This window comes from Lactobacillus taiwanensis DSM 21401 (assembly GCF_001436695.1).
Classification (GTDB): Bacteria; Bacillota; Bacilli; order Lactobacillales; family Lactobacillaceae; genus Lactobacillus; species Lactobacillus taiwanensis.
Map to the genome: position 1 here is coordinate 24,211 of NZ_AYZG01000051.1, position 11,413 is coordinate 35,623.

At 33.5% G+C, this 11,413-nt stretch carries 12 protein-coding genes and 2 pseudogenes; 12 read left to right on the plus strand and 2 right to left on the minus strand.

The annotated features are described in order from the left end of the window. Positions 1–21 precede the first annotated feature (21 nt). From FD18_RS09405 to FD18_RS06400, 12 genes and pseudogenes are all read left to right on the plus strand, one after another. Positions 22–2,994, plus strand: coding sequence for an SEC10/PgrA surface exclusion domain-containing protein (locus FD18_RS09405; RefSeq protein WP_083486763.1), 2,973 nt, complete (start codon positions 22–24; stop codon positions 2,992–2,994). Position 2,995: 1 nt separating this feature from the next. Further along, the gene (locus tag FD18_RS06355) at positions 2,996–3,223 is read left to right on the plus strand and encodes a hypothetical protein (protein ID WP_057719112.1); all 228 of its coding nucleotides are present in this window, start codon (positions 2,996–2,998) and stop codon (positions 3,221–3,223) included. A 45-nt stretch (positions 3,224–3,268) separates the two neighbouring features. After that, positions 3,269–3,955 (plus strand): ribonuclease H1 domain-containing protein, encoded by a 687-nt coding sequence (locus tag FD18_RS06360; protein ID WP_057719113.1) that lies wholly within the window; start codon positions 3,269–3,271, stop codon positions 3,953–3,955. A gap of 249 nt (positions 3,956–4,204) precedes the next feature. Then, a pseudogene (locus tag FD18_RS10430) lies at positions 4,205–4,309 on the plus strand (amino acid ABC transporter permease); the annotation flags it as partial. Beyond that, a pseudogene (locus FD18_RS06365) lies at positions 4,306–4,590 on the plus strand (ABC transporter substrate-binding protein); the annotation flags it as partial. The pseudogenes FD18_RS10430 and FD18_RS06365, both read left to right, overlap by 4 nt. 84 nt (positions 4,591–4,674) lie before the next feature. Further along, entirely contained in the window at positions 4,675–5,388 is a 714-nt protein-coding gene (locus tag FD18_RS06370) for a tRNA (adenine(22)-N(1))-methyltransferase (protein ID WP_057719115.1), read from the plus strand. Next, positions 5,385–6,182 (plus strand): Nif3-like dinuclear metal center hexameric protein, encoded by a 798-nt coding sequence (locus FD18_RS06375; protein WP_057719116.1) that lies wholly within the window; start codon positions 5,385–5,387, stop codon positions 6,180–6,182. Before FD18_RS06370 ends, FD18_RS06375 begins: the two co-directional genes overlap by 4 nt. Before the next feature lie 11 nt (positions 6,183–6,193). Next, positions 6,194–7,441 carry a peptidase T gene (gene pepT / locus FD18_RS06380; RefSeq protein WP_057719117.1) on the plus strand — a complete coding sequence of 416 codons (1,248 nt, stop codon included), beginning with the start codon at positions 6,194–6,196 and terminating at the stop codon, positions 7,439–7,441. A 313-nt stretch (positions 7,442–7,754) separates the two neighbouring features. Further along, positions 7,755–8,123, plus strand: coding sequence for a GntR family transcriptional regulator (locus FD18_RS06385; RefSeq protein WP_057719118.1), 369 nt, complete (start codon positions 7,755–7,757; stop codon positions 8,121–8,123). A 1-nt stretch (position 8,124) separates the two neighbouring features. After that, on the plus strand, positions 8,125–8,832 hold the full coding sequence (locus FD18_RS06390; protein WP_057719119.1) for an ATP-binding cassette domain-containing protein: 708 nt from the start codon (positions 8,125–8,127) through the stop codon (positions 8,830–8,832). Positions 8,833–8,834: 2 nt separating this feature from the next. Beyond that, a complete protein-coding gene (locus FD18_RS06395; protein ID WP_057719120.1) occupies positions 8,835–9,644 on the plus strand; it encodes a hypothetical protein in 810 nt (269 codons plus the stop codon). Between the two features lie 9 nt (positions 9,645–9,653). Next, complete coding sequence (locus FD18_RS06400; RefSeq protein WP_057719121.1) at positions 9,654–10,490, plus strand: hypothetical protein; 837 nt, start codon at positions 9,654–9,656, stop codon at positions 10,488–10,490. Positions 10,491–10,570: 80 nt separating this feature from the next. Here the strand turns inward: FD18_RS06400 and FD18_RS06405 are convergent, their stop codons facing one another. Further along, positions 10,571–10,756: an LBP_cg2779 family protein gene (locus tag FD18_RS06405; RefSeq protein WP_003648964.1), complete on the minus strand. Its 186-nt coding sequence runs from the start codon at positions 10,754–10,756 to the stop codon at positions 10,571–10,573. A 26-nt stretch (positions 10,757–10,782) separates the two neighbouring features. Then, positions 10,783–11,352, minus strand: a complete 570-nt coding sequence (lepB, locus tag FD18_RS06410) for a signal peptidase I (protein ID WP_057719122.1) — start codon at positions 11,350–11,352, stop codon at positions 10,783–10,785. Positions 11,353–11,413 lie beyond the last annotated feature (61 nt).

The window sequence follows — 11,413 nt, forward strand, 5'->3', positions numbered from 1 at the left end:
TATAAAGTGGAGGACGTATTAATGAAGAACAAAGATAAATTGATGTATGTATCCGCAGCTGTGCTGGCTGCTGGAACTGTAGCTGGTGTTAAGACCACAAATGTTAAGGCTGCTGAGGTCAAACAAGTTAATGCTAATAGCAAGCTAGACTTAAATAACGCAACGCAAGAAAAACAAGCTGTTGCTCAAGATAAGACTGCACAAGGTCAAATTAAGCAAGATACTGCAACTGTTCAAAAGACGCAAGATCAATTAAAACAAGATCAAGCAGCTAAGACTCAAGCAGAATCAGCTAAAACTGAAGTTCAAAATACTTTGCCAGCTAAAGAAAATGCAGTTTCAAACGCTCAAACTAAGTTAGACAATGCTAAACAAGAATTGACTCAAACTGAAGCTCAAAATAAGGATTTGTACGCTCAATATGATACTACTACTGAAAATGCGGTACATACTGCTCAAGACGCTGAAAAGAAATTAGATCAAAAAGTTAATGATTTAACTGGTCAAGTTCAAAATGCGCAAAATAAGCAAACTGATTTGCTTGGTCAAAGAACTAACACAGAAAGCGAAATTAAGACCAATACTGAAACATTAAATAATGTTAATGAGCAATTAAATAAGGCTCAAGCTGATTCAGCTCAAGCTCAAAATCACTTTGATGCAGTACAAAAGGATTATGCACCTATTCAAAATGAATATAATGCTAAGAAGTCAGCAGCAGAAAAAGCAGCTCAGGATTTAAAGCAAAATGAAACTGATTTGGCTCAAAGTCAAAAGCAATTAGCTGACTTGCAAACTAAGAATGATGATTTAGCTAAGACTGTTAATAATACTCAAGGTCAATTGGACAACGCTAATAAAGATCTAGCTAATATTAAGACTGACATGAACCAAAGTCAAGCTAAGTTAAATGATGTGACTAAGCAAAATAGCGATGTGAATGGCAAGTTAACTAGTGCTATCGCTAAACGTGATCAAGCAAAGAGTGCATTAGATTCACAAAGTGAAAACCAAACTAAGATTATTATCACGCCTGAATTCAATAAAGCATTTCACAAGTGGAATGATAATCATGATCCAAATTATGTACAATGGACCCCTGAAAATGATGCTGAAATGGTTAAAGAATTAGGTGATTTATCAAAGCAAGAACGAGCAATGAATCACTTCGAACATAATGCAAAAGATAAAGAACACAAAATTGACATGATGCATTTAACCTATGAAGATCGACTAGAAGCTAATAAATTTGGTATTAATTTAGTCAACCAAATTCGTACACAAATGGGCAAAAAGCCTGTGAAACTTACAGTAGGATCATTAAAATATGCTAATGACGTATCTAAGTATTATGAAGCAGATCATCCAGCAGATAATTTTGCTAATGGTAATGTTGATGGAAGCCACCCAGGTCATGATATGAAAGCAATTGATAAAGCATTAGTTGAAAACGGCGTAGAACCTGGCATGGGGGGAGAAGCTGGTTTCTATGGCACCTATTATGACAGTGATCTTGATGGTCGTTTTGGATCATTTAGCATTAAAAACATGGATGATTTAAAGCAAAATATATATAATGCTGTCACCAAATGGATGTTTAATTATGAACAAGGTGAATGGGAACATGCATCACTTGTTGTAAGTATGGGATTATTGGATAATACAAATTATAAAAATCATAATGAAGAAGACCCAACATATTTTGGCTTTGCTATCATGGCAAATGCACCTCATGAAGAATTAGGTGGAATTAGTGGGGATCTTGGAATTAATTTGGAAAGTATTATCGATAATACAATTCCTGGAAATCCATTATCACACCCAATTGATTATAACAAGTTCAATGTCAAAGATGTAATTCCTACTGATAATTCCGATAGCTCTCAAGCTGGACAAGTTTATGCGGCTGCTCAGAATGAAGTAAATACTTTGCAAGGTCAAAAGACTGATTTAGATAATCAAATTAGGTCATTAAATGATCATATTGTTAAATCACAAACTAGAGTAAACGATTTAACAAAGACTATTACTGATCTATCTGCTAAATTAGCTAATGCTAAGACTGAACAAGGTACTGTTCAAGGTCAAATTGGTCAAGTGTCTAAGCATGTTGACGAATTAAAGGCTGCACAACCAGCATTAATTCAAGCAAAAGATAACACTGTTAAAGCTTTAGCTGATTACGAACAAACACATGCTACTGTACTTAACGACTACAACAATGCTAAGTCACAATTAGAGCAAGCTAATAATGAGCTTCAATCAGCTACTAAGGCTAAGGATGAAGCTGAGAAAGTTCTCAACCAAAATAAAGCTAAATTAGCTAAGATCAATCAAGAATTAGACACTGTTAAAGCACAATTAGCTGACTTAACTGCTCAATTATCAGACGCTAAAGCATCCCAAGCTACTGCTAAAGCTAACCTAGAAAAAGCACAAGCTGACTACGATAACTACGTAAACACTCATAAAGACTTGATTGATAGTATTGCTAAGTCTGATAAAGAATTGGCTGATAAGGAAGAAGCAGTCCGTGTTGCTCAAGGAGATTACGACAAGGCTAGTCAAGAATACGAAGCTGCTAAGAAGGAAGCTGACAAGTTAGCAAACAAAGTTAAAGACTTAAACCAATCAATTGCTAAGTCACAAGAGACTATTAAGTCATTTAATAACAGAATTGCTTCAAATACTCAAATTATCGAACACAACAAGCAAGTTCACGCACAAGCTGCTAAATTAGCTGCACGTAAAGCCTTTGACGCTCAAATCAATAAGGCTTTAGACAATGTTGTTTATGGCACTAAGACAATTAGCCAACACACTGCTAAGGCAGCTACTGTAAAACCTGCTGTTTCAACTAAGAATACTAAACATGCATTACCACAAACTGGTGCAAACGATAAGCTAAGTTTATTTGCAGCACTTGCAGGTTTATCATTAAGTTCAATTGGTTTAGGTTCATTAGTTTTAGATAAGAAGAGAAGACGTAATTAGTATGTATGATTGTTTTAGAAATGCTCGAACAAAGAAAGGTAAGTTCTTCGCATTTGTTTGGTGCACATTTAAGTTGTTGTGCTACATTGCTTTTTGGTTAGTTGCTGGTTTATTCGTTATGATTTGTGGAATTCTTTTTGATGATTCTGGCTCTGAATTTAAACCAAAAAAGGAAAAGGTAAAAACAGTCATAAGATATGTACCGATTAAACGCGATGATCGTTGGTAAGCAATCAAACTATTTCTTTTCTTATAAGAGAGGTCATTAAATAATATGAGTAAAAGATTTTATGCAACTGTTGACGTAAATACAGGTGAAACCAATATATATTCTGGTGATTGGAATACTGAAGTAAAATCTAAAATTCAAGGGAAAACTAGTCTTATTTATAAGGGCTTTAATACAGAAAATGAAGCCGAAGACTTTATTAATCAAGGCTATGTTGAAAAGAACGACATTGATCCAAACGATAACGAAGCAGTTAATAAGGAAATAGAAAACCGTATTTCTTCCTTAACTGATGATGAAGCTATTATTGCAACAGATGGTAGTTACATGGAAGATATCAATAAAAATATCGCTGGCGCTGGCTGGATTGAGATTTCTAAGGATCATAAAGAACCTAAAAATGATACTTGTGATCCTAAGGGGATGAGAAATGTTGCAGGTGAAATTAAAGCTATTGAAGAGGGGATCAAGTGGGCACGCAGTAAAGGCTTTAAACGTTTAGACATCTACTTTGATTATGCAGGTCTAGTTGGCTGGGCTTATGGCTACAACATTGATGATTCCAAAGCTGTTGAGAAAAAAGACGTTAAGACGAGCTATTATAATCTAATTAAAGAAACAAGTAAGTATATGAAACTTGTCTTTCATAAAGTATCTGCTCATACTAACGTTAAATATAACGAAGAGGCAGACCACTTAGCAAAAGATGCTGTAGAAAACTATGGCAAATAGTATTAAATAACTAATCTATTAAATAACTTTTTATTTTCATTAATATTTATATTCTTCACAAAAGAGAACATACACTCCAAGACTTGAGTGATATGTTCTCTTTTTACATATAACGAAAAATTCTGTTGATAAAATGATGTAAATATATCTTGGTAATAAGACTTATTATAGAGACTAATATTGCCGCAAGGCTTTTTGAGTATAAAGAAGATCTATGGTAGTAGATATAAATTTAATATACTTACCTAGATAATTGGATTAGCGCTCGGAGCTTTATTTGGCGTTTTAAGAACTTCTAAGAGTCGACTTGTGAAAATGATATTTAGACTATATTTAGAGTTTTTCCGAATAATGTAATGAAGAATGGTCGTGCTGCCGCTTTAGCAGACGATAATTCATACTTGTATGCTTGGGCAAAGAACAATCCTAAGTATACTGTTGGAATTAAGCATTTAGGTCCCAATTCATACATCGCTCCTGCAGTTAAGAAGGGTAACAAGTCACTTCTCGATTGGACTAATAAGCACATCAATAAACTTAATAAGGATGGATTCTTTGTAAATGACTACAACCAAGAATTGAAGCCTTACTTTGGTGATGATGTTAAGCCATCTGATATTATTATGAATAAATAAATTGATTTTAAAGCAACAGAAGTTTAATTGATCTTCTGTTGCTTTTTTTGTTAAAAATATTTTCAAGTAAGTTTTAAGCTATCTATGCTAAAATTTTTAATAAGAGGTGAGAGTGTGTTAGAAGAAAGACTAGCTCAAATTGGTAAAATGGTAGATCCTGAAAGCCGATTGGCTGATATTGGTACCGATCATGCATATTTGCCAATTGCATTAGTAAAAGAAGGAAAAATAGATTTTGCGATTGCAAGCGACGTTGCTGCAGGTCCTTTGAATAATGCAAAACAAGATATTGAACAAGCAGGTTTAGAAGAGAAAATTGAAACAAGATTAGGATCAGGCTTAGAGACTTTAAAGGCTGAAGATCGAATTGATACCGTAGTAATTGCAGGAATGGGCGGAAAGCTGATGACTAATCTTTTAGAAACGGCTTATCAAGAAGGTAAAAAGTATCCAACCTTAATTTTGGAAGCTAATATTGGCGAACCATTAGTAAGAAAGTGGTTGATGGATCATCAATATGAAATTGTAGCTGAGCAAATTATTGAGGTGGCTGGCCATATTTATGAAATAATTAAGGCAGAAATTAAGAGAGATAAGCTTGATTTATCTGAGCAGGAATTAGCCTTTGGTCCATTTTTATTAAAAGAAAAGAATTCTATTTTTATTAAGAAATGGACTAATCAACTTAGATACTATAAAAATTTAAAGGCTAATTTAAATAAGGCTAAAAATAAAGATCAAGAAAAGATTGATAAGATAAATGCCTTAATTGAAATGATTGAGGAAGTATTAAAATGACGAAAGTAGCAGATATTGTAAAACGCTTAAGAGAAGATTTTCCAGAAGAGATTGCTTCTGAAGGCGATCCTGTAGGGATGCAAATTGGCTCAATGGATGCAGATGTTACAAAAGTAATGACAACTTTGGATGTACGTCCACAAGTAGTTGATGAAGCGATTGAGAATGGCGTTGATTTAATCATTAGTCACCACCCCGTAATGTTTAGACCAGCCAAAAATCTTGATTTTGCGGATCCGCAAAATGCAATGTATGGCAAATTAATTGCTAACGGTGTTACTGTGTATTCAATTCACACTAATTCTGATAAAGCTCAAAATGGCTCAGCTGATTGGCAAGCAGAAGAATTAGAGTTAAGAGATCTTGAACCCTTTGCTTTAGATGCTGATGGAATCGCAATTGGTCGAAAAGGAAAATTACCTAAATCAATGACTGCCAAAGAATTTGCTTACTATGTAAAAGATAAAATGCAAATCCCAATGGCAAGATTAATTACTGCTGATAATGACAAAATGATTTCTACGGTAGCATTTATTTGTGGTGATGGTGGAAAATTTTGGCGCCAGGCCTTGGTAGATGGTGTCGATGCATTTATTACTGGTGATATATATTATCACGTTGGGCATGATATGATCTCTGCAGGTTTAACAGTAGTTGATCCAGGTCACTATACTGAGAAGCTCTTTAAATATAAAGTAGGTGAGCGTCTTGAAAAGTGGAATAAGGACTATAATTGGAATGTGCCTGTAGTAATATCAGAAGTATCTACTAATCCATTTCAAGATTTATTTTAGGGGAGATTAAAATGACAGAATATCCAACTTTATTACCAAGATTTTTAAAATACGTTAAGGTAAATTCAAGATCTGATGAACATTCAGACCGTTTTCCATCAACTGAAAGAGAAGAGAACTTTCAAAAAAATGTAATTATGAAGGATCTAGAAGAATTGGGTCTTAAAGATGTTCACTATAATCAAAAGAGTGGTTGCGTCATTGCGACTATTCCTTCAAATATTGATTATGAAGTGCCAACGTTTGGACTGCTAGCTCACTGTGATACAGCAGATTTTAATTCGGTTGACGTAAAGCCTCAAATTACAGAAAATTATGATGGTAAGTCTAAGATTCAATTGGGTAATAGTGAATTTTACTTAGATCCTGAAGTTTTTCCACATTTAAAGAATTATAAAGGTCAAACTATAATTTCTGCATCAGGTGATACATTGCTTGGCGGAGATGACAAGTGTGGTATTTCCGAATTAATGACTTTTGCCGAGTATTTAATGGAGCATCCTGAAGAAAAGCACGGTGAAATCAAGTTAGCCTTTACTCCAGACGAAGAAATCGGAACAGGAGCAGAGCATTTTGATGTTGAAGAATTTGGAGCAGATTTTGCTTACACAGTAGATGGAGAAGCACCAGGTAAACTTGACTGGGGAACTTTTTCTGCAGCTCAATTTGGTTTAGACATTCAAGGTGTTAATGTTCACCCAGCGGTCGCTAAAGGACAAATGATTAACGCAATTCAAGTAGGAATTGATTTTCATAATCAATTGCCTGAACATGATCGTCCAGAACATACTGACGGACGTGAAGGATTCTTTCATTTAATGAATTTTGACGGAACTGTAGATTCCGCTCATATGGACTACATTATTCGTGATTTTGAACGTGATGGTCTTGAGAGAAGAAAGAATCTAGTTAAAGATATCGTTAAGAAAATGAATGACGAATTTTGCACTGAGAGAATTAAGCTAAAGATGTGGGATCAATACTACAACATGGCTGATGAACTAGAAAAGCACATGGAGATTGTTGACCTAGCACGGGATGCATATAAAGCTGAAGGGCTTACTGTTAATGAAGATCCAGTTCGTGGTGGTACAGATGGCTCACAATTGACTTATATGGGCTTACCTTGTCCAAATCTTTTTGCTGGTGAAGAAAATATGCACGGAAGATATGAATATACGGTCCTCGAAAGCATGTGGAAAGCTGTGGATGTTTTACGTAAGATTAATCAATTGAATGTTGAAAGAAACAAGAAATAAATAGTTGGTGAAACATTTTTTAACTATTTTTGATTAAATTTAATGATTTCTGGTTTTCTTTGAGGACAATTGAATGCTTTTATATCAATATTATTAAATTAATTAAAAATTAAAAATTGTTTTGCACTGATATTATTAATTTGCTAAATAGTAGATGAAATACTTGATGCTTTAGTATTTCATCTACTATTTTTTTATTAAAAAATCCAATTTAAAAATTGTGAAACATAATAAGCATTTGCATTTGAAAATATATATTGGTATTATATTAGTGTTATAGATAAATCATACACTAGTAAAGAGGGTGTAAAGAGTGCAATTTCAAGATAATATTCCAATCTATGTACAAATTGAAAAGTATCTTTATCGACAAATTGCCTTAGGAAAAATAAAACCAGGAGAAAAAGTCCCTTCAGTGCGTCAATTAGCAGTTGACCTAACTGTTAATGTAAACACGGTTCAACGAGCTTTGAATCAGATGAATACAGAGGGAATTCTTGAGGTTAGACGCGGGCTAGGATCATTTGTTACTACAGATACAGAATTAATTTTACAAAAGCGTAGGGAGTTAATTAAAGACACAATGAGCGAATTTTTAGAAAGTACCGCGCAATTGGGTCTTACGCCTGAAAAAACGCTTGAAGAGCTTAAAAAGTTCATTGAAGAGGAGAAGGGGGATTAAAATGAATAAGCTACTTGAAGTAAAAGGATTGACGTACAAAAAGAATTTAAGAACTATTCTTAAAGATGTAAATTTAGATGTTGAATCTGGTAAGATTATTGCTCTTCTTGGTGAAAATGGTGCAGGTAAGACGACATTAATGAGAATAATCGTGGCTATTGCCAAGCATTATCAAGGAAAAGTGCTTCTTAATGGTGATGGAAGTGAAGTTTACCGTAAGGCCAATATTGCAATGACTGACAATTTAAAAGGATTAAGCGATTCGACAAAAGTTGGAGAAATAGAAGAATTTTATCAAAAATTGTTTGTTGATTTTGATAGTAGTAAGTTTGAACAATTACGTTCTTTTATGAAGCTAAGTAATGATATGAAATTGGGACAACTTTCTCGCGGAATGCGTGAAAAGTTAGAAATTGCTTTAACATTGAGCCGAGAAGCTAAGCTATATTTACTTGATGAGCCTTTCTCTGGAATTGACCCAATGTCAAGAAAAAGGATTATTAATTCCATTTTGCTTTGGAAAAGTGCTGATAGCACAATTATTATTTCTGATCACTTTGTAAATGAAATTACGACGATCTTGGATGAAGTAGTAACTGTTAAAGATAAAAAGATCGCTAGTCATCTATCAGCAGATGATATTAGAGCAAAAGGACATAGCATTGAAGAATACTATGAAAGTTTATATGCAGATGAAGGAGCTGAATAAAAATGACTACTTTTAAAGCATTATTTAATCAAATGGGCAAAAAGAAGCGTCGTAGTGTATATTTATTAGCTCTATTGCAACTAGTAGCTGGATCAGTATTCGCGCTTTGGGCATTCTTTTCAAATGGTGGTGCATTTTCAAATACTGATAAGCCAGTTGCATGGTTTGTAATGGTGGCTACGTTTACTCCTTTTACAGATATAGCGTATGTTATACTTTCTGCGTGGCAAAATGAGAAAGAATATAGTTCTCAAACTTGGCGTTTAGTACCAATTTCTTCAAGCAAATTTTATTTGGCTAATATTTTATCAGCAATTGTTAATGGACTCTACTTAGTTTTAATCCAAATTGGAATGGGAATTGTTACTTTTTTGCCTGCTTTCTTGAGTAAAGATATTAGAACTAATATCTGGCAAATAAATCAGGCATTTGGGAAAGAAACACACTTCTGGCAAAAAGTTTCAGATTCATTTCCAATTGGAGAAATATTGAGCGCATTCTTAGCATTTTTACTATTTGCTATTTTAGTTTATAGCATTATTACCACACTAAATCTTTCAAGTAGAACAATTACGGACTTTCTTCCCGATAAGCATAGTAAGCTAGTGCATTTTGTAATTATGATTATCTTAATTTTTATCTTTATTGTTCTGACAAACAACTTAGGTGGCTTATTGAACCAATTACGTTGGGGTGATACAGATAATGGTTTGCTTGCTTTTGCGGAAAGTAATCTAGTGATGGCCTTGATTGATATCATTTTAGGCTCAATTAATATTTGGCTACTAAAGGACTTTCACGAGGGAAAGTAGGAAACTAGTATGGTAACATTTTCGTCAATTTTTAAAGAGTTAACGCAAAATAAGGCTAGATTAGTTCGCCGCTTGGCTTTTTTACAGGTAATTACTGGAATTTTATTTGGCTTCTGGGCACTATTTTATTCAGTTTTTGAAGGTGAGAGTAAGGCCTATATGATGGTTGCTTTTATCAGTATTACACCTTTCTTTGATCTAGCATATCTTGTTCTTTCAAGTAGAAAAAATGAAGAGATATATGCTTCTCAAACTTGGCGCTTAGTCCCGATAAAAGAAAGTACATTGCTATTTGCCAATTTGTTCTCAGCAATTGTTGATGGATTATATTTAGTTGTTTTACAAATAGGTATGATTGCTATAGCAGGATTGCCGGTCATTACTACAAATGAATTTTGGAAGACAACATTTAAGAATTTTGGATCAATTGGTGAAGGAAAACTATGGCAAGAAGCTCATCTAACTGATCTAGCTTGCAGTGTTATATTGCTAATTTTAATTGCAATTTTTATCTATGTTGCTATTAGTTCAGTTAATTTTACTGGAAAAGTAGTCAGTGACTTTTTACCAGAAAAAATTAGTAAGATGGTTTACTTTTTAGTAGTTGTCGCATTGACTTGTGTCGGCTTGATAGTTTTAATAAACGTTTATTGGTTTGTTTTGAACTCACTTACTGGATTTTTACAGAATGGAATGTTTTTAACGACCTTGAGTAGGGATGCACTCGAGGTGAAATCTAATTTAAGTTCTAATTACTTAACTATGCTTGCAATTTTTATCGTAGATTTGATCTTAATTGCGATTAATATCGTTTTATTAAATAAGTACCATGAGGCAAAAATATAATAAAAAAGAATAAGGCTTTGAATATTTTAAAACTTCAAAGTCTTATTCTTTTTTATTTAATATCATATTTAATTTTATAATTATGAGTTAGCTTGAATATAATCTAAAACTTGTTCCGCTTCTTCCATAGTGTATTTAGCTTCACCAGTTTTCATAGCGTGGAGTTTTTCAACAGATAAGTGACTTGAAAAGGCTAGAGCAGTGTCATTAACATTATTCTTTACTTCAAATTCAATAATTGCATCAGATAATTCTTCAGGACTCATTTATTTCACACTTTCTAAAATACTAATTAAAACCAGTTTACTTGATTAAACGGGAAGTAACGTAATTTAACTTCGCCAATAATATCTTTTTTATTGATAAAACCAATCATTCTAGAATCTTTAGAGACATTCCGGTGATTCCCCATTACAAAGTAGCAATCTTTAGGAACTTTTTTCACATGATAAAGTTGTTCAAGGCTAAAATTATTTGTGTAAAGCTGACCTTTAGAGAGCTTTTTCTTATATTGAGTTAGATAAGGTTCCCTGATTGGCTTCCCATTAATATACATTACATCATTTTTTGATTTAATGCTGTCACCAGGCACTCCAATAATTCTTTTAATGTAAAGAGCACCTGGTTCATCGGGAGCCTTGAAAATTACAATATCACCACGTGATAACTTTGTATGCCTTACCGCGATGACTCGATCGTTGTTTTCAAAGGTTGGCTGCATTGACGGACCACTGATTGTTTCATTAGCAAGAAAAAATCGAAATACTATAAGGTATAATCCGAAAATAATAATTGCTAAAATAAATACTTGCAGGAGCCAATGCCCGAAGGACTCAGGTTTTTCAGTTTTATGTTTTGACATAATTATTGCTTCCTTAATTCTGCATTACTTTTATTATACCTGTTTTTATTAGCTTTGCATG

Coding starts and splice junctions, on each gene's coding strand:
- FD18_RS09405 (WP_083486763.1), top strand. CDS start 22: ATGAAGAACAAAGATAAATTGATGTATGTATCCGCAGCTGTGCTGGCT.
- FD18_RS06355 (WP_057719112.1), top strand. CDS start 2,996: ATGTATGATTGTTTTAGAAATGCTCGAACAAAGAAAGGTAAGTTCTTC.
- FD18_RS06360 (WP_057719113.1), top strand. CDS start 3,269: ATGAGTAAAAGATTTTATGCAACTGTTGACGTAAATACAGGTGAAACC.
- FD18_RS06370 (WP_057719115.1), top strand. CDS start 4,675: ATGCTAAAATTTTTAATAAGAGGTGAGAGTGTGTTAGAAGAAAGACTA.
- FD18_RS06375 (WP_057719116.1), top strand. CDS start 5,385: ATGACGAAAGTAGCAGATATTGTAAAACGCTTAAGAGAAGATTTTCCA.
- pepT (WP_057719117.1), top strand. CDS start 6,194: ATGACAGAATATCCAACTTTATTACCAAGATTTTTAAAATACGTTAAG.
- FD18_RS06390 (WP_057719119.1), top strand. CDS start 8,125: ATGAATAAGCTACTTGAAGTAAAAGGATTGACGTACAAAAAGAATTTA.
- FD18_RS06395 (WP_057719120.1), top strand. CDS start 8,835: ATGACTACTTTTAAAGCATTATTTAATCAAATGGGCAAAAAGAAGCGT.
- FD18_RS06400 (WP_057719121.1), top strand. CDS start 9,654: ATGGTAACATTTTCGTCAATTTTTAAAGAGTTAACGCAAAATAAGGCT.
- FD18_RS06405 (WP_003648964.1), bottom strand. CDS start 10,756: ATGAGTCCTGAAGAATTATCTGATGCAATTATTGAATTTGAAGTAAAG.
- lepB (WP_057719122.1), bottom strand. CDS start 11,352: ATGTCAAAACATAAAACTGAAAAACCTGAGTCCTTCGGGCATTGGCTC.